The organism is Chryseolinea sp. H1M3-3, assembly GCF_029360725.1.
Lineage (GTDB): Bacteria > Bacteroidota > Bacteroidia > Cytophagales > Cyclobacteriaceae > Chryseolinea.
Window position 1 is genome coordinate 769,931 of the sequence record NZ_JARKMY010000018.1, and the last position, 17,476, is coordinate 787,406.

Consider the following 17,476-nt stretch of genomic DNA (forward strand, 5'->3'; position numbering starts at 1 on the left):
TCTGGGATCGCCAAATGTATTGACAGCGTTTGGTTAAGAAGGGAGTTCAATCGAGTGGGAGAATGATATAAAAAGTAGAACCTTCGTTAACCACAGAGGTTGCGTAAATTTCACCATGCAAAATATTTACAATTTTTTTACACAGCGCCAAACCAATGCCTGTCCCTTCGAATTTTTGTCGAGGATGAAGACGCTGAAATACGGTAAATATTTGAGACGCATATCTTTGATCAAAGCCAATTCCGTTATCGGAGATTTTTATTTCGCAATATTTTCTCTTTATACTAAGTGCAGAAAACTTTACCACTTCATCAGGTGTCATTGTCCTTGACTCGATGGTGATAAGCGGAACAACTTCGGAATTGCTGAATTTTACAGCATTGCTGATAATGTTATAAAATAATTGTTTTATATGAAAACGGATAGCGTGGATAACGGGTAGCAGATTAGTTTTTAATACGGTTGCCTGTTTCTGGTGTATAGCAAGTTCCAGATCTTCTAAAACCTGCTGGATAATGATGTTGATATCGACCTGCTCCCGATCACCAAGGTTATTGAGTTTAGACAGTTCCAGTAAATCTTTTAGAAAAAGCGTCATCCTGGAAGATGTATTTATTATTTTTTCCAAATACTTTTTTGAGTCGTCGTCTAATATTGAACGGCACGATTCATTCAGTATGTCAGCAAATGTTTTTATTTTTCTTAACGGTTCTTGCAAATCATGGCTTGCTACATAGGCGAATTGTTCGAGTTCGGCATTAGTCTCTTGTAAAAGTTTCGTTCTCTCCCTCACCGTATGTTCGAGTTCATCAGTCAATCGAATTTGATCATGAATATCTGTATTGGTGCCAACCCACATCACTACTTCCCCCGACTTATTGAATACAGGAACACCCCTGATCAAATGCCAAAAATATTCGCCGGTGAATTTTTTAAAACGAGCGGCATGCTGTAGAATTTTGCCAGCTTTGAAACATTCGTTCCACCGTTTTATTGTTCCGGGTAGATCGTCCGGATGAAGCACATCTATCCATTGCTTTGCCTGCGCATCTTGAAATGCACGGCCCGTGTATTCATACCAGTTTTTAGTCATATAATCGACCTCACCTTTTGCATTACAAGTCCAGGCCACCTGAGGGAGCGCTTCGAGGATCACCTGAACCCTCTTTTCTTTTTCCGCGCGTTCCGTAATATCACTAAAAAGAAATAGTATGAAATGTTCTCCCTTCTCATCCTTAACGAATGAACAACTATATTCCATTAATATCTCTAATACCTCCATGACATGAGGTGATCCATTGTCCTCCATACCGCATGTCATTTTTATCGCCGTTAGCTGCCCGGGTGAAAAAATATTCCGTGCAGTAACATTTTCACTGCTTTTTAAAATCTCAAAATATTTTTTCGCAAACTTGTTGGTCGCCACAATTTCATCACGATCGTTAATGAGTATTACTCCCATTGGTAGCTGTTCCAGAAAATTTCCTAAATGAGAAATGGTGACGGTATGATCTTTTATTGGCTGGATTTTAGATCGATCATGTAAATTAATTTTATAAAAACTTCGTTTTTGTTGCGTTCGGAGAATAGCATCATTAAAGACATCGTCGAAATTAATGTTTTCGCGATACGCTATGCATAGTACATTCTTGCCAACGAACGGAGAGAAAAGTAACATTTGTTTAATCTTGGAAAGTTGAGCGGGAAGCGTCAATATAACGATAGAGATGTGAGAATCGATTGCAACAATTCGCTGAACAAGTCTTATGGGATTGATATGCTCCGGTCCGATGAGAAATAAGAAAGCTTGGGACACGCTGGATAGCATATTTTCGGGTTCCGTAATTTCAACCCAAGACCATCTATCGTTAAGATTTGATTTGAGCTTTTCTATCAACCGACCAAAACCTGTATAGCAAATCATTAATCAGAGAGAATGGGTTGATCTAATAAAGCCCTACCTAACCACGTATATAAAATATCTGTAGTGGGTGTCATAATATGGGATGCCCGGGCATCTCGCATTAGCATCGCTAATAATGAGTTAGTTTGATACCCTACGCCACCTACTAACGTCATTACCTCATTTACAACATCAACACAAGTTTTTGCAACTTCAGCCTTCGCAGCGAGCAAGCTACAAAGTGCGCCAGGTGAATTGTTATCGCCCTGTTCAGCGGCGTTATAAATAAGTCGTCTCGTACTTTCTACTCTGGCCCATAAACTCCCATAGCGATGTTGCAGCAAAGATACTTGGGCCAGGGTCGTTCCATTGTACGAATAGGTCCGTTTCAAGAGACTTGTCTTTGCCTCCAACAAAGCCGTTTCAGCAATGCCTAGATAGGTACCCGCCATAGCCATAAGGAAGTAGGGAGCAACGACATTGAAAATGTACCATAGCTGATCTCCCTTTTCACCAAGGATTTGATTCGACGAAATTTTTAAATTAGTAATAGCAAGGGATCTAGAAGAATTGCCTCTCATCCCTAAGCCCTCCCATCGGTTTCCCCAGTGCATGCCGTGAACGGCCGCATCTATCACAATACAGGAAAATTGATCCGGACTGGCTTCCTCGCTGGCTGCCATCGTGGAGACTACGTATGAATCAGCGTGCGATCCATTAGTAACAAACGTCTTGTTTCCGTTGATTAAAAAATCGTCTTTGGAAAGTGCAAGCAGCGATGTTTGAGGAAAGTAAAAATGTGCACCTGATCCTTGTTCACTTAGTGCCAACGAGGTAATATGTTTCCCCTCGGCAATCGGTTCTAGATAAGTTTCCTTCTGCCAACGCGTAGCTTTTGCGGAAATGACTGCCGAGCCAACACAGTGCATACCAAAACATAATCCGGCAGAAGAATAACCCTTACCAAGCTCCTCGCAAATTCGGACGAGTGCATACAACCCTTGCCCTAGGCCGCCACTTTCTCTTGGCACCACTAAGCCGGTAAGCTTAGTTTCTTTCAGAGCAGCCATGGTCTTGAATACCCAGAGCGCGTCCCTATCAGACTGCCATCTTTCTGCTTCAACTGTATCTTTCGAAATTTCAGCTGCTATATTTATCAGCGCATGTATGTCCATTTCTATTTACATTAATGACAATAGCTTACAATTTTTTCTACTGTCGTAACGATTTCGGTCATACGTGATGGCTTAACGAAATAGCCAGTTGCCCCGTATGAATAGCATTTACTTTTATTCTCCTCTGAATCGGATGTTGTTAAAATAACTTTTGGGATTTTAGTGAACCGTGGATTCTCTTTAAGCTCTTTTAATGTCTGGATACCATTCAATATCGGCATGTTCAAGTCCAGAATAATCAGGCATGGTAAAGTAGATTGTCCGTCAAGCGCATCCAGCATCTCCTGTCCGTTGTTAACGATTTCCAACTGGTGTTTTAATTTCAGTGTTGTGAATGCCAGCCGGATCAGCTCCTGATCATCCTCATCATCTTCGGCTAAAAAAATCGTATGGTATCCTTCCCGTTCTGCGGTTTTCGTAACTTTCGATAGATCATCCATGAAAAATTGTTAGGTTTAAATTTGAAGGGCTGCCAGATTCAATATGAAGTACAGTGCTGTTGGTTTTTGATCAAAAATTTCTAACGCATTTTGGAGACTCAGCTTACACAATATGACTGCCTACGATTATAACATCGTGAGTCCTGTATTGTTTTATACTTTACACTTTATTTATCGAATTAGCCGCGCATTATCAGAGCGAGGAACAGCCGCGAGGTAGCAAATTAACGTCCCAACCCTTAAATATATAAAGCGCGGAAATCTCATTTAAAATCCGAAATGGTATGATTTTAATAACAATAAATGCTGTGGCTTCAGTACGTGAATTTTGAAAATGTTGTATCGTGTAGTTATGAACTGCCGATAATTGGCCATGTGAAATTGTCGAGATGGGATATTGCATTCCTGCAGGAACTATTGGGTTGAAGCCTATAGCCAAGAATGTCCGGATACCGTTGGATTACGGAAGGCCGATAGATATCGGCCAGATCGTCTATTAAGAGATACAACCAACCTTTAAAAATCTGATTAGTAAAAAGGATCACATACCACCCATGTACCGCTGCCCTTTTCCATAACCATACGCCTATCCGTACCCATTACGGTCTGCAGGTCTGTTTAATGATACACTGTGATTTGAAGGGTCTCAAATTCTCAATCAACCAATACCAACTATAATACTTATGCGCGCATAACAGCATGGCGGGACTGTGAAGGTCCACCTTATGAGAACGCTTCTGCGTTTTTAAACTCCCCGCATTCCCCAAGTTCCATCATTCAGACGGCTCCTTCACCTACATAGCTCCCTATTAAATCAATCCAGCGCCGCCGAAGCCAATAGTTGGCTCGACGGGAGTGCTCAATCTTACGTGAATTTTTGTCATGAAACGCTGTTTAATTATATTTAGCAGTGCAGTCAAAAGTTAATCATTGATCAAATCAATGAAAGGAAATGCAACGATAAAGACGGGACTCGAAGTAATCAATAAGTTAAAGAAAGGTGATTTAAAACCTGATGACATTTTCGTCGATTTGAATATGCAAAAGCGTGCCATGGGCGCTTCAGCTTTGTTACCAAACCACCGGAAATAGACGGCCTCATTGCGTCCCTTTAGGATGTATTTGTTCAATAAAAGTAAATTCATGCAAACACAATATATTTCGGCTTCTCATGATTTTTTGCTGGGTGGTGGCGACATGGGAGAACTGATCCGTAACGTCGATTGGGCCAAAACACCGGTAGGCCCCGTAGACCAATGGCCACAGAGCTTGCGCACCGCGGTAAGCATCATGCTTAATACCCACTTCCCGATGTACATCGCATGGGGCAGAGAATTCACGCAGTTCTATAATGATGGCTACCGGCCCATATTAGGGTCCACCAAGCATCCGGCAGCTATGGGAAAGAGTACAAAATTCACGTTCTCTGAAATTTGGAACATCATTGGTCCGATGTTCGAGGGTGTATTGGAAGGAAAGGCTGTGGGTTTTACCGACTTCATGCTTCCGATGGACAGGCATGGTTTTACGGAGGAATGTTATTTCATTTTTTCCTACAGTCCGATCAAACAAGAAGACGGTTCTACCGGTGGTGTGTTGGTGACGGTGACGGAGACATCCGAACGCGTCTTGGGCGAACGGAGGATGAAGACCCTGCGGCATCTGGGCGACCGAACTTATCAATGCAAAAAACTTCCTGAGGTATCAAAACGCATTTCGGATGTGCTGGATGCCAATCTCTTTGACGTTCCATTCTCCCTGATATATTATTTCGACGCCATTGACAAAAAGTACCATCTTCAATCCAGCACAGGTATCGATCTCGAAAAATCAATTTTTGCGCTCGATAAGATCATCCAACTTGCCGCCAGTAAGCCGCTGCTTGAGGTGCCGTTATCAGATGTTTCCGAAAATATCTCCTTCAATGAGGATACACCCTGGCCCGAAAAACCTCATCACTGTTGTATAAGTTTACTCTCCCGTGCTGACCAGAAAACGGGATTTGGTATTCTTGTTCTCGGGATAAGTTCGAGGCTTAGATACGACAGTCCATATCAAAACTTTTTTAAGCTCCTGACCGATCAAGCGATCACAGCCATGATTGCCGCAAACACTTTTGAAGAGGAGCGCAAACGACTTGAGGCTCTGGCTGAAATCGACAGGGCAAAGACGGCATTCTTCAGCAATATAAGCCACGAGTTCCGGACACCGCTTACTTTGATGCTGGGACCTCTGGAAGAACTTCTTCGCTATCATCAAAACCTGGATAATAACCAGGTTGAAAACATAGGAGCTGCTCACCGAAATGCGATGCGCCTGCTGCGCTTAGTCAACACGTTACTCGACTTCAGCAGGATTGAATCAGGCAGAGTCGAAGCCTCCTTCCGGTTAGTTGACCTGCGCACGTTTATTGAAGACATCATGAGCAACTTCAGGTCTATCATTGAAAAAGCAGGACTGAAATTTATCTCAGAGTTAGGGGACATCGTTGATGATGTCTATGTGGATTATGGCATGTGGGAGAAAATTGTTTTGAATCTTTTCTCAAACGCCTTCAAGTATACACTACAAGGTTCCATTAAGGTAGGGTTGAAACAGGTAGACGAACACGTAGTATTCACCGTAACCGACACCGGTGTCGGGATTGCAGAAAAAGAGTTGCCTCACATGTTTGAGCGTTTTCACCGTGTGGCGGGATCCGCGGGTAGAACCTACGAAGGAACCGGTATCGGATTATCCCTCGTGGCGGAGCTGGTGAAAATCCACAAAGGCACAATTAGTGTAGCCAGTAAACCCGGGAAAGGAACAACATTCACGGTCTCCATGCCAACGGGATGGGCACACTTACCACAAGAAAATATAAATCATCAAAAGAACGACGCCTATACTTCGGCAATTGCGGATTCTTTCATAAATGAGGTGGAGGCGCTTGGGCCTAACGACTCAGACCCACTAACGCCTTCTCTGAAAGAAGATACGAAACTCGAAAACGCTACCGTCCTGGTGGTAGACGACAACGCTGATATGGTGAAATACATCGTGCGCATACTTGAAAGAAACTATAAGATCGTTACAGCCTCCAACGGCAAAGACGCACTGGAAAAGATGTCTGATGCAAATCCCGACCTGGTGCTCAGCGACATCATGATGCCCGTAATGGATGGTGTTCAACTCCTCCAGGCGATCAAGTCGGACGCGGGTACTGCTAACATTCCAGTGATGCTGCTATCAGCCCGCGCTGGAGAAGAATCTCGTATAGAAGGGTACGATTTTGGAGCTGACGATTATTTGGTTAAGCCCTTCTCGGCTAAAGAGCTGCTGGCAAGAGTGAACGCACAGATAAAAATTTCTAAAACCAGGTCCCACGTAAGCAAATTGCTGAGACAGGTATTCGACCAAACGCCTGCTGCTATCACAATCATAAAAAAAGAAAATTACACCGTTGAATTTGCGAACGCCCTCTACCTGCAGCTGGTGGGCAAAGGCCGTGAGTTTATTGGAAGACCGTTGTTTGACTCATTGCCAGAATTAAAAGACCAGGTAGTCAAAAATCTTCTCGATGATGTCATGGCTACTGGTATACCTCATGAAGGAAACCAACTCGAGATTTTTCTTAACAGACAAGGAAAGCGAGAAAAAACTTATTTCAACTTTGTTTACCATCCGTTACGGGAAGAAGACGAATGTATTACCGGTGTAATAGTGGTTTGTTTCGAAGTAACCGAACTGGTGAATGCAAAAAAGAAGACTGAAAAGAGTGAAGCGATGCTGGAAGAAAAAGTAAGGGAGCGAACGCTTGAATTAGAAACTAAAAATAACTTGCTACTCAAAGCAAATACGGAGCTTGAACAATTTGCATATGTTGCGAGCCACGATCTGCAGGAACCTCTTCGAAAGATTCGAACCTTTTCTTCTATTCTTCAACGGAATTTTCCAGAGAATGAGCTCTCGAAGAAATATTTTGAAAAAATACACTCGGCTTCTAACCGAATGGGACAGCTGATCAAAGATGTGCTGAACTATTCAAGGCTGTCGGGCCAGGTTGTGTCTTATGAGCCGGTTGATCTAAATAAAACGCTTGCTGATGTTTTAATTGACTTTGAATTGTTAATCGAAGAACGCAACGCTCAAATCATTTCAGAAGAACTTCCAACCATTAACGCAGTTGAGTTGCAATTGCGTCAGTTGTTCGGGAATCTTGTCAGCAATGCATTGAAATTTTCAAATGGGAATCCTTTTCTAAAAATCTCTTCCAGGACGATCATGCGCGAAGAAGTCGCTAAATATCATCTTCAAGCAAATAACGAATCCTACGTGGAAATTAAGTTTGCCGATAATGGTATCGGATTTGACCCAGTCTACGCTGAGCAGATTTTCGTAATCTTTCAACGCTTGCATGACAAAGAGACCACCGGGACAGGAATAGGTCTTGCACTATGCAAAAAAATAGTGGAGAACCATCATGGACATATCAGGGCCGAAAGCTCTCCGGGCGAGGGTACAATGTTTTTCATTTATTTGCCCCTTGGACCTACTAGCAATTGACGTCTGGCTCCTTAGTTTACTTCATAACTTGGTAAGAGATGTAAACACAACACTTTCAAAAGATTGAAATAGGGAGTTTGAAAAATTTGTGAGTTCTGTAATAACACGTTCTGCCTCTGGGTTCTTCCTCTTTTTTTTGGCTTGCTCAAAAAAATCTTCAAGACGATATGCTGCTCCCACATCCTGCCACGCGTCATGCACAAGAAGTATGTCCGCAATTTTAAATACTACTTCTTGTTGGGTTAGCTCGACAGTAAAGGTATACTGCAAATCGGCCTGTGAAAACTCACGTGATTTCAGAAAATCGGCATGGTATCCTACTCCCCGCAAATATTCCCCATCAATTCTTGCTTTAATAATTTCCTCGGGATCTTTATAATATTTAATAAGCCATCGTTGAATCTCTTTGTAAACGTCGGTAGAACTTCTTCCCTCAAGTGAAAATGATCGTTCACGCGTGGCCTTGCCGTGATCTATCTTCCATTCATCCAATTGAGCAAAGGAGATATTTATTGCAGAAAAAATAAATACACACAGGCAAATAGTTTTATAAAGGAACATATTCATAGACGAATGCAACTCATGCAATCTTATTATATCTCTAGTCTGCTACAATTCTTTTGTGTTAAACTTATATGAAGTCTATGAGAATTCTTTTATGATAATGTAAGTGGATACCTTTGAGACCTAGCTTTTTCATTTTGGATATAGAACGCTTGATACAGCCTCATATCTATGTTAGACTGTTTTTGCTGAATTTGGTACGCCTGAGTGCGCTTCATCGTCCTTTAGCAAATACTCCTGTTCAGATAACAGTAGAAAATGAAAAGAAAATGTCTCTCCTTACCCTGTAAAGCCACTGCCAGACTATCTGAAACTGTAAAAGTTTTTCGGGATTGGACAGGGATCGAACATCACCCTTGTTTCGAGCCTGGAGCTTCGGTCGAGCTTCAGTAAACCATTGGTGGATCTGCGCTAAAAGGGCTTTTTTCCGAAGAAACACCGCATCTACCGAGCACCTCCACGGTTTCTCGATGCATCTTATTCTCATTCGCCAGGAATCTTTACCAATTAGCCTATTGAAAAAGATTGATAACCTCAATTACTGTGACACAAGTTGTCAAAGCACCCGGTTAAGTTTGCATGATGAATACAATAGCGAATATCAAAGTAGCTTAAGCATATGGGAAAAATCACAAACAACAGATTAACGAGTTCGTTCAGCGGGCAGTTCAGCGACGATGTCGTTTTCAGGCAAGTGGGCAACAAAACATTTTTTGCCAGAAAAGGTGTAAACGAAAAGCCGCCAACACCTGCACAAACAGGCAACAGAAACTTGTTTGCACAAGCACAAAATTATGCTTCACGAAGGCTTGAAGACCCGAAGTACAGTGAGTGGTATACTATCGTTGCAAAAGTTAATGGGTTAAGATCCGCCCAGATTGCCGCAGTGAAAGATTTCATGTCGAAACCTGAAATCGACAGCCTTAACACAAGGCAATATAGGGGTACCGTTGGCGACGTTATTCACATTAAGCCCAAAATGTTTTTAAAGATCGAAAAGATAAATGTTACCATTTACGGCGCCGATGGCACCCTACTCGAAGCAGGAGCGGCAACAAAGAGCGAATTGAACTGGAAGTACCGCGCCACCACACCCAACGCCCAGGCTGAAGGATCCAGAGTTGTTGTTGTAGCATATGACAGGCTGGAGAAGTCCTGTACAGTTGTGCAGTATCTTGGTTCGTAGACAGGCTAACAATGAACTGATTCTGGACGCATCCCTCCGCTCTCACACTGACACTCGCTCTGTCTCCAGTGTGAGTGTCAGTGTGAGAGTGAAGAAGACAGCACTTTTAGGAAGGTACCCAGTTGTATTAACCACCCCAGACAAGTAGCCATTAGGTTGTTTCACTGTCTGAATGTAACTTTTATGCATTGTAACTTGGCATACTACACGAAGAACGGCACTCCTTCCAGCGCATATTTTTTCATTCCATCTTCGTTGAGGTCTACGCCGATTCCCGGCTTTTCCGAAAGCGAAATGAAGCCATCCTTTACCCATTCGCCATCATATTTAACGATGTCTTTCCATTTTTGGTCTGTGTGGTAATAGGCCTGCCATTCGAGTATCATAAAATTAGATACTGAGGCGCAGACGTGGCAAGAAGCCATAGCACCAAGGTATGAAGCCACCATGTGCGGGGAAAATGGCTTGTAATATAAGTTAGCAAGGTTGGCAATGCGTTGCCCTTCGCCCAATCCTCCACATTTTTGCAAATCCGGCATCACAATATCCACGGCACCGATTTCGAGTGCTCTTCTGAATCCATGAGCCAGATAATTGTTTTCACCATAACAGATTGGAATGCTTGTTGAATCGGTAATTGCTTTATAAGCATCTACATTTTCCGTAGGCATTGGCTCTTCAAGCCACATCAGGTTGAATCGCTCCATACGTTTAGCAACAGCCTGTGCGGTTACAAAGTCATATCTACCATGCAAGTCAACACAGATATCCACTTTCGGCCCTACGGCTTCCCTTGCCGCTGCAATTTGTTCTTCCATTCTTTGTAGCTCGCCTGGGCTTGCTGTCCAGTTATGGCGGTCATATTTATTCGGATCATTCCATTCGTCTACATCGTACTTAAGCGCATTGAAACCCATTTCAATTCCTTTCTTCCCTGCGTCTACATAATCTTTTGGTTCCGGATTCCGGACGGCATAAAAAACTGTATCGTAATAGACTCTAATCTTATCCCGATACTTTCCACCCAACAATCGATACACCGGTACATTTAATGCCTTCCCGGCAAGATCCCAAAGCGCAATTTCTATAGCAGATAGAACAGCGACATACATGCCTGCTTGTGCGCCCTGAAAAATGCCACCTTTGCGTATCTCATCGAATATTCGGTTTACGTCTAACGGGTTTCTGCCTTTGAGACGATTGCCAAAGTTTTTAACGATGTAATAAGTTCCTGGTACAGCATCGACTCCTTCTCCGTAACCTACGATACCCTGATTAGTTGTTATTTTAATATAGAGGCTGTTGACACCTTTGATAAAAGCAGGGGTCACACTTTCTATTTTTAATTCGGCAGGTGCAGAAGCTTTAGGCGCGCGATCGATGGCCGTTTCATAAGGTTTTCCAAAAGTTGCATTGAGCGGCGCAATAGCTGCTCCAGCTAGCATTGCCTTTTTAAAAAAATCACGTCTTGACGAGTCCTTCATTGTTAGTTTGGGTTTATGGTTAATATAAAGGTTGTTTCAAACTCTAGTGAACCGCTTTTTTAAACAGGGGGTTCTTGATAGTATCGTTGATGCCTTTTGAAAATAATTTTTTAAATCATATGCCAGCGTGTCTAACCTTTTCTCCTAACGAATTATCTGCGTTCAACAAGATACAGATCGGGCAAATCACGATTATTCTGCTTCCAAATCTTTTTTCAAGCTATGCAAGCTTTTGGACTTGTTACCACCCACCCGCATAGGCATTTTGCCGATTAAGGAATTGAAAAAGGGATAACTGGTGATTTTCGCTGGACTTGTCCGAAAATTCAAACCCGACAACATTTAAATGCCGCTTTTTTAAAATTGGTTTATAAAAAGAAAAGAGATGACACCGACTCCCATTCAAAGCGTGCTGCCGTTTTCTTCCGGTCATTATCGACCACTGATCCAGGAACTGTTTCATACAAATAAAAAACTACGGGCCCACCTTAATAGATCAACCTGGAACCTTGTGGCGGTTTGCCATCGTGTCGATGTACGCTAGGCAGGCCGTTAGGAAATTGGTCCCAGTGCAGGCAGCCAAGGCGGAAGCCTCCTAAAACCGTGAGGGAAATGAAGGACTAGCTGATCGTTCCTGATGACGATCATGATTTTGAATGCGAATCCATAATTCATCAGCATCTTTTTCGTCTAGTCTGTACAATGGAAATTTTAAATTCTCAATAACGTGCTTTGCTTCGTTAACCATCTCCGCTTTGTGAGGATGCGCCCTTAGCCATTGTTCCCAAAAGAAATCGGTAGGCTTATCGGGATGTAAGACCCATTGCTGGAACGATTCATCCAATATAAAATCGTTGACTAAATGATTCGAATAATCTGGTGAAGCATTAGGCATTGTCTAAAGTCTTGATTAGAAAACGATAAATCATGGAACCTGTTTTATGGCGGATTTGTCTATCGCCAATACTATGCCACTGAAATAGTCGCGCAAAATTGAGATGATTGAACAGCTTCAAAGTGCTAATTGTCTTATTTCGGACAGTAGTGCCCGCGTTTGGCCGCGGTCCTCCGTCGGTGTACAAATTTCTTATATTTCGTATCGCGTATTTTTTAACTTCATACTCCACTCCGACAGCGTTTGAAACCTACGATCGAATTATTGAAATCACAGGTGTTAACAGAGTTTGCCTCTGGATCATCCATTAATTACGCCAATGATAAACTATATCTTATAGGGGATGATGCCAACACTATTTTGATACTGGATACAGATTATAAGAAAATTGATTCGATCCGTCTTTTCGATCACCCGGAAACCAGAATTCCCAAATCCAAAAAGTCCGATCTTGAAGCTTCCACTTTTATGAGTGTTAATGGTACGCTTCACCTTTTGATTCTTGGTTCGGCATCAAGATCACAGAGAAAGAAAGTTATCCTTATGCCATTGGAAAGTTTAAATCTGAACAAGCCCTATTTCCGGGAATATGATAGTGGAGAATTTATTAAACGGGTTGTCGGAAATGGTATTGATGAAGTGAACATAGAAGGAATAACAGTGATTGGAAATCATTTAGTCTTGGCCAACAGAGGGAATAATTCGAATCAAAAAAATCATCTTATTATCACCGGGAATTATTTCTGGGAAAAACAAATGGAGGCCCCCCTTCACATAAGACAACTTTTGATTCCTCCAGGGATCAAGGCGTTTGCTGGTGTCTCGGAAGTGTGTTACCTGGCATCAAAAGATATTTTGCTATTCACGTTATGCAGCGAAGCTACGTCTAACGCTTATGACGACGGAGTTATCGGCGACAGCTACATCGGATGGATTAACAATATCTCCAATAAAATTGATGACCTAACGGTCACGTTAGACGGAACAGTAAATCTGTCGGGCGTTAGCGACGAATTTAAAGGTCAAAAGATTGAAGGAATCTGTGTACAGGAGATGACAGATGATAAAGCTATCATTCATCTTGTTTCTGACAATGATGGTGAGGTAAGTAAGTTGTTTAAAATCAAATTATTTTAGTTTGTTCTCTGCACTGCCTGTAGGATGCTTGGCAGACGGGGTGCTACCCTTATTTTTTTCTTGAACTGATTATCTGCACCACCAGCACAATAATGCAAATCATGAGGCCAAGGAATTCCCTGGATTCTTCGATATACAAATGCTCCATCTTGGCAACATTGTCAAAAAGATCGGACTTATCCTCTTGCGCTAACCATTCTTTCACACCTGGAATGTAGATTACACTGTAAGCTGCAAAAAGAATTATGAGCACATATAAGAATTTTTTTGGATAATGTTGAAAAACCGCCATGACACAGACAACGACCATTACTCCGTAAATAGAAATCCAGATTAATGGGTCAGGATCGTTAAATTGGAGGTAGGCAAAAACAAGGAACATTAGAGCAAGCAGAACGTTGACGATTTTCATAAGCTGATTTGTATGCGATTTGATAAATTTACAAATAAGTACGACGCCACATAATGTATATCCTTGAAGACGATCAACTGGTAGCTGAAGTTATCAAAAGAGGTTTAGAAGGACAGGACTATTCGGTTGCCGTTGCCGACGACGGATGGCTTATGAACGTCGTCATTATTGGTGTAACATATTTTTAAACTTCTTTTTTTTGATTTTTCTTCAGTCTTAATTATGAAAGAGCTACTCGTGATTATATGCTTAGGTTGTTTATTGCAAGCCTGCGGTACCCTCCGGCATTCTCCAAAATACCAGTTAGCAGACGATGTCTATGAATACAGGCAGAAAGGAACCAACTATCAAAAGGCTTTCCTGTATGTAGAGGAGGATACCATGAAAATATTGTTGCCGAAAGAACCCTATACACCGATAATACCAAGGACGGGAGAAGATCAGTTTTTTCTTAAACGCAGCTTCGATATCGACGTAATGACTGTCGCGTTCAAGTACAGACCTGCCGTTGCCTATTTACCACGGCAACTAGATACGGATTTTAACGGAAATGTCTTTATAGGTTATCGCCTTGACCGATTCAGGATCAAGGTCAAGAATACTCCTGTGGGTTTAAGGAAGAGTTTTTCCCATAGGGGTATCACGCTTGGAGGCTTTGGAGGGATTGGTTCTTCATCTGTTACGCCGTGGACAACGAATAACCAAACCTTTGATGAATACAACGCTTTCATTATAAGCAGAGGCCTGGCAATCATGATAGGTGTAAACCATCTTACTGTTGGGGTAGGTGTTGGATGGGATTATCTAACCGATCGCGATAAAGATATTTGGATATACCAGAATAAACCTTGGTATGGATTGACTGTAGGATTAAATCTCAATTAAGAACGATTATACCTTCAGCTTAATTCAAAGATTCAAAGCCACTGCAGATGCTTGTAATTGAAGATGAACCGCGGGTAGAACGATTCGGCGTAATCACCGTAGATGTTATCTGTGATCTTGCCTAAGATAAACGGATCGGATTAAGTAAAGAACTCCGGAAAACCGCGCCTGACAGTATAATGGCAGCGTAAAGAACCAGCGTGCGTGTTCACTCTCGCTGCCGCCCTCACTCTGTCTGTATTTGTAGTCCCGGCGGGGATTGGAAATGTTTTCTAACGGATTCATTTACAAGAAGAAAGGGTTTAGAAGATTAAAAAGATCATTGAGGCAAATTGCAACGATAGGTGCTTTCAGTTCTCATAATGTAGTAAACACATTACTTCACAATCTTGAAAAAATGGGTAAGATCCAGATCAAGAAAAATGTTAAAAAGTTAACTATTGGAGAGTTCGAGAGCAGGAAATGCAAAGGCAATTATTTTAAAAATGGTTTTGTGTATGCACGTACCTCAAGTACTTTTAAGATTTATAATAATGATTATTGGCTGGACTACTTAAAGGAAGAAGAGCAGGAAAAGATTATTCAAAATCATCTGGTGAAAGTGAAAAAACTGGTTCGAAAGAAAATTACCTATACACCTCCATCAGAACTAGTTGAAAAGTTTTATCTCTTTATTTCTGAAAATATCAAGACCTTAATTTCTTTTAAGGTGCTTGGTTCAAATTATCTTACAAGAAAAGTAAGCATTCCCATGTTTTCGAAAATTTTAAAGAAGTGTCTTTTTCAACCAGAATTAAAGGATAGACTGTCTGAATATCTTAATCTCAAATCTGAAATTATTAAGTTTCAAAAGGAGGTTACTTGTTTGTATTTAGATCCTGCCAATTTTACTTTCATGAAAAAATGGTCTTCCTACGGCAAGAAGTATATGGCAGCCTATAAATTAGGTTATGCGGATGAATCTAATAATATATACGCCAAGGTTGAACGATTCGAGAGAGATCAATATATTAAGCAGTACGACGCAGAAATGAATGGTACGAGTGATATAGTGTTAACTACTTGGGATTGGTCAAAAGTGTATGTTGAAAATAATGTTATTCACCAAAGCATATAAGTAATAGTACTAATCATAAGAATATCAGGTTTATCGGATATTGTTAAAAGAAATCTAAAAAGTATGGCTTCTTTTTGAGGAATGATTATTTAAGAAAATCTTTAACTTTAAAGATAATTCAGGCGGCATTGAATAAAATACATTCGACGTATGCATTCAGAAAGTGAAGGTGTGGAAAAACCCTTATCATTTAGAAAATTTCTGGAGAGGTCAACTAGCCTGTTAACGGTTTTTGGAATATTCAACGCACTAATAATTTTCAGCACGTCCATATCAACAAAGACTATAAGTTCCGGCTTAAGTGTCTGTTTTCTCATCCTCTCGATTTTAGTCTGGTTTGAAATCAGTTGGAATGCATTCAACCAATTGAACGTTTCAGAAGGCATCAGGTTGAGTACATTAATAAAGTACCTGGCCTTTATTTTTTTTGCCTTCATGATTGAATTTTTTTTTATTTTATTCTTAATAAAGAATCACACAACATTTGTTATCATGTTTGGATATTTAGTTGCATACATGACATTGACACTCTTGGTGTGCCTGGTTGTTTTCAAATTAATACGGTCAAGGCTGGAAGCAGTCAGTGAGAATAAAATGATACTAATAAGTTTTGGTGTGATACTCGCATCAATGGGTTATACTTATGCAATGTTAAAACTTGCTGCACCGTTATATTTTCCTGTACTGGTAGAATTGATTAAAGAGATGGCGGAAAAATATCATTTAAATTTATAGGTAGATTGGAGAGAATCTTACTTAAAGGTTTGAGGCAAGTAGAGAACTTTCTGGATACATGATCGAAATGTCCTTTGCACCATGCACATGGTAAGTCGGTCCTGATTTTACAAAGTTTATGTTGTAATGGTATTCATTACTTCCCCATAGTTGTTTCGGGTTCGGCTGATGAACCTGAGTTATAATGTACTTTGGTGCATCTTCTTTGTTTGAGGATTTTAATGTGTCCTTCACTTGTACAATATCGCCGACGTCAAATATTGATTTCATTGGTGCCAGGATGGGGATAAACAAAAGTTGGTGGAGGTATTGGCTGTTTAAATGAAGTAGTTTCGACTTAATCTGACAGTTGGGTTAACTTAGAAGTGCAAACTATCAAAAGTTGAACCCTTTAAACTGTCAGAAAAATGAGAACAGAAACGAAGTTAATCAAAACGAAATTAGGTCTTATCAATTTAGCTGAGCATTTAGGTAATGTCAGCCAAGCATGTCGCATGATGGGTTATTCGCGCGACAGTTTTTACAGAATCAAAGAACTTTATGATACTGGTGGAGAGCTCGCTCTAAAGGAAGTGAGTCGTAGAAAAGCTATTCCTAAGAATAGAGTCGAGCCCGAAGTCGAAGAGGCCGTTGTTCAGATTGCCATTGAACAACCCGCACTGGGTCAAGTCCGTGTGTCCAATGAACTTCGTAAGCGAGGCGTATTCATTTCTCCATGTGGAGTCCGTTGTGTTTGGCAACGGCACGATATGGAAACATTTCCAAAACGCTTGGCAGCACTAGAAGCAAAAGTGGCTCAGGACGGACTCATCCTTACAGAAGCGCAGATGATTGCTATGGAGCGTAAGAGAGAAAAACGGGAAGCTTTTGGGGAAATTGAAACTGAGCATCCGGGTTATCTTGGAGCTCAAGACACTTACTACGTTGGTAACATCAAAGGCGTTGGACGAATTTATCAACAGACATTCATCGATACCTATTCCAAAGTTGCTTTTGCT

17 protein-coding genes are annotated in these 17,476 nt (G+C 41.2%); 9 read left to right on the forward strand and 8 right to left on the reverse strand.

Annotated features, from left to right (window positions below):
* Positions 1 to 46: 46 nt before the first annotated feature.
* The 3 genes from P2W71_RS27220 to P2W71_RS27230 are packed head-to-tail and all read right to left on the reverse strand — an operon-like array spanning position 47 to position 3,518.
* Positions 47 to 1,924: a PAS domain-containing sensor histidine kinase gene (locus P2W71_RS27220; protein WP_276374629.1), complete on the reverse strand. Its 1,878-nt coding sequence runs from the start codon at positions 1,922 to 1,924 to the stop codon at positions 47 to 49.
* Positions 1,924 to 3,078 carry an acyl-CoA dehydrogenase family protein gene (locus tag P2W71_RS27225; protein ID WP_276374630.1) on the reverse strand — a complete coding sequence of 385 codons (1,155 nt, stop codon included), beginning with the start codon at positions 3,076 to 3,078 and terminating at the stop codon, positions 1,924 to 1,926. Before P2W71_RS27225 ends, P2W71_RS27220 begins: the two co-directional genes overlap by 1 nt.
* Positions 3,079 to 3,089: 11 nt before the next feature.
* Complete coding sequence (locus tag P2W71_RS27230; protein ID WP_276374631.1) at positions 3,090 to 3,518, reverse strand: response regulator; 429 nt, start codon at positions 3,516 to 3,518, stop codon at positions 3,090 to 3,092.
* Between the two features lie 942 nt (positions 3,519 to 4,460).
* Here P2W71_RS27230 and P2W71_RS27235 point away from each other — a divergent pair.
* Together P2W71_RS27235 and P2W71_RS27240 are read left to right on the forward strand one after the other, a co-directional pair.
* Positions 4,461 to 4,610 (forward strand): hypothetical protein, encoded by a 150-nt coding sequence (locus tag P2W71_RS27235; protein WP_276374632.1) that lies wholly within the window; start codon positions 4,461 to 4,463, stop codon positions 4,608 to 4,610.
* A gap of 51 nt (positions 4,611 to 4,661) precedes the next feature.
* A complete protein-coding gene (locus P2W71_RS27240; RefSeq protein ID WP_276374634.1) occupies positions 4,662 to 8,063 on the forward strand; it encodes an ATP-binding protein in 3,402 nt (1,133 codons plus the stop codon).
* 21 nt (positions 8,064 to 8,084) lie between these two features.
* On the opposite strand, the gene P2W71_RS27245 is transcribed toward P2W71_RS27240, so the two are convergent.
* Entirely contained in the window at positions 8,085 to 8,630 is a 546-nt protein-coding gene (locus P2W71_RS27245; RefSeq protein ID WP_276374635.1) for a hypothetical protein, read from the reverse strand.
* A gap of 616 nt (positions 8,631 to 9,246) precedes the next feature.
* On the opposite strand from P2W71_RS27245, the gene P2W71_RS27250 reads away from it, so the two are divergent.
* The gene (locus P2W71_RS27250) at positions 9,247 to 9,813 is read left to right on the forward strand and encodes a hypothetical protein (protein ID WP_276374636.1); all 567 of its coding nucleotides are present in this window, start codon (positions 9,247 to 9,249) and stop codon (positions 9,811 to 9,813) included.
* Positions 9,814 to 10,016: 203 nt separating this feature from the next.
* Here the strand turns inward: P2W71_RS27250 and P2W71_RS27255 are convergent, their stop codons facing one another.
* The gene (locus P2W71_RS27255) at positions 10,017 to 11,297 is read right to left on the reverse strand and encodes a mandelate racemase/muconate lactonizing enzyme family protein (RefSeq protein WP_276374637.1); all 1,281 of its coding nucleotides are present in this window, start codon (positions 11,295 to 11,297) and stop codon (positions 10,017 to 10,019) included.
* Positions 11,298 to 11,892: 595 nt separating this feature from the next.
* Complete coding sequence (locus P2W71_RS27260; RefSeq protein ID WP_276374638.1) at positions 11,893 to 12,192, reverse strand: hypothetical protein; 300 nt, start codon at positions 12,190 to 12,192, stop codon at positions 11,893 to 11,895.
* A 243-nt stretch (positions 12,193 to 12,435) separates the two neighbouring features.
* Here P2W71_RS27260 and P2W71_RS27265 point away from each other — a divergent pair, with 243 nt between their 5' ends.
* A complete protein-coding gene (locus tag P2W71_RS27265; RefSeq protein ID WP_276374639.1) occupies positions 12,436 to 13,329 on the forward strand; it encodes a hypothetical protein in 894 nt (297 codons plus the stop codon).
* Positions 13,330 to 13,378: 49 nt separating this feature from the next.
* Here the strand turns inward: P2W71_RS27265 and P2W71_RS27270 are convergent, their stop codons facing one another.
* On the reverse strand, positions 13,379 to 13,741 hold the full coding sequence (locus tag P2W71_RS27270) for a transmembrane 220 family protein (RefSeq protein WP_276374640.1): 363 nt from the start codon (positions 13,739 to 13,741) through the stop codon (positions 13,379 to 13,381).
* A gap of 53 nt (positions 13,742 to 13,794) precedes the next feature.
* Here P2W71_RS27270 and P2W71_RS27275 point away from each other — a divergent pair, with 53 nt between their 5' ends.
* The 4 genes from P2W71_RS27275 to P2W71_RS27290 all read left to right on the forward strand — a co-directional run bounded on the left by P2W71_RS27275 (position 13,795) and on the right by P2W71_RS27290 (position 16,478).
* Complete coding sequence (locus tag P2W71_RS27275) at positions 13,795 to 13,929, forward strand: hypothetical protein (RefSeq protein ID WP_276374642.1); 135 nt, start codon at positions 13,795 to 13,797, stop codon at positions 13,927 to 13,929.
* A 34-nt stretch (positions 13,930 to 13,963) separates the two neighbouring features.
* A complete protein-coding gene (locus P2W71_RS27280; RefSeq protein ID WP_276374643.1) occupies positions 13,964 to 14,626 on the forward strand; it encodes a hypothetical protein in 663 nt (220 codons plus the stop codon).
* Positions 14,627 to 14,948: 322 nt separating this feature from the next.
* Entirely contained in the window at positions 14,949 to 15,743 is a 795-nt protein-coding gene (locus P2W71_RS27285) for a hypothetical protein (protein ID WP_276374645.1), read from the forward strand.
* A gap of 150 nt (positions 15,744 to 15,893) precedes the next feature.
* Entirely contained in the window at positions 15,894 to 16,478 is a 585-nt protein-coding gene (locus P2W71_RS27290; RefSeq protein WP_276374647.1) for a hypothetical protein, read from the forward strand.
* Positions 16,479 to 16,499: 21 nt separating this feature from the next.
* Here P2W71_RS27290 and P2W71_RS27295 read toward each other — a convergent pair whose 3' ends face one another.
* Positions 16,500 to 16,748 carry a hypothetical protein gene (locus tag P2W71_RS27295; protein WP_276374648.1) on the reverse strand — a complete coding sequence of 83 codons (249 nt, stop codon included), beginning with the start codon at positions 16,746 to 16,748 and terminating at the stop codon, positions 16,500 to 16,502.
* Positions 16,749 to 16,885: 137 nt separating this feature from the next.
* Between P2W71_RS27295 and P2W71_RS27300 the strand changes: the two genes are divergently transcribed.
* Positions 16,886 to 17,476, forward strand: a 591-nt coding sequence (locus tag P2W71_RS27300) for a helix-turn-helix domain-containing protein (RefSeq protein ID WP_276372049.1), incomplete at its 3' end; no start/stop codon positions are given.

Bases quoted from the DNA above. Each gene is read 5' to 3' on its own strand.
- P2W71_RS27280 (WP_276374643.1), top strand. From the start codon at position 13,964: ATGAAAGAGCTACTCGTGATTATATGCTTAGGTTGTTTATTGCAAGCC.
- P2W71_RS27275 (WP_276374642.1), top strand. From the start codon at position 13,795: ATGTATATCCTTGAAGACGATCAACTGGTAGCTGAAGTTATCAAAAGA.
- P2W71_RS27225 (WP_276374630.1), bottom strand. From the start codon at position 3,078: ATGGACATACATGCGCTGATAAATATAGCAGCTGAAATTTCGAAAGAT.
- P2W71_RS27240 (WP_276374634.1), top strand. From the start codon at position 4,662: ATGCAAACACAATATATTTCGGCTTCTCATGATTTTTTGCTGGGTGGT.
- P2W71_RS27230 (WP_276374631.1), bottom strand. From the start codon at position 3,518: ATGGATGATCTATCGAAAGTTACGAAAACCGCAGAACGGGAAGGATAC.
- P2W71_RS27255 (WP_276374637.1), bottom strand. From the start codon at position 11,297: ATGAAGGACTCGTCAAGACGTGATTTTTTTAAAAAGGCAATGCTAGCT.
- P2W71_RS27295 (WP_276374648.1), bottom strand. From the start codon at position 16,748: ATGAAATCAATATTTGACGTCGGCGATATTGTACAAGTGAAGGACACA.
- P2W71_RS27270 (WP_276374640.1), bottom strand. From the start codon at position 13,741: ATGAAAATCGTCAACGTTCTGCTTGCTCTAATGTTCCTTGTTTTTGCC.
- P2W71_RS27250 (WP_276374636.1), top strand. From the start codon at position 9,247: ATGGGAAAAATCACAAACAACAGATTAACGAGTTCGTTCAGCGGGCAG.
- P2W71_RS27260 (WP_276374638.1), bottom strand. From the start codon at position 12,192: ATGCCTAATGCTTCACCAGATTATTCGAATCATTTAGTCAACGATTTT.
- P2W71_RS27245 (WP_276374635.1), bottom strand. From the start codon at position 8,630: ATGAATATGTTCCTTTATAAAACTATTTGCCTGTGTGTATTTATTTTT.
- P2W71_RS27220 (WP_276374629.1), bottom strand. From the start codon at position 1,924: ATGATTTGCTATACAGGTTTTGGTCGGTTGATAGAAAAGCTCAAATCA.
- P2W71_RS27290 (WP_276374647.1), top strand. From the start codon at position 15,894: ATGCATTCAGAAAGTGAAGGTGTGGAAAAACCCTTATCATTTAGAAAA.
- P2W71_RS27235 (WP_276374632.1), top strand. From the start codon at position 4,461: ATGAAAGGAAATGCAACGATAAAGACGGGACTCGAAGTAATCAATAAG.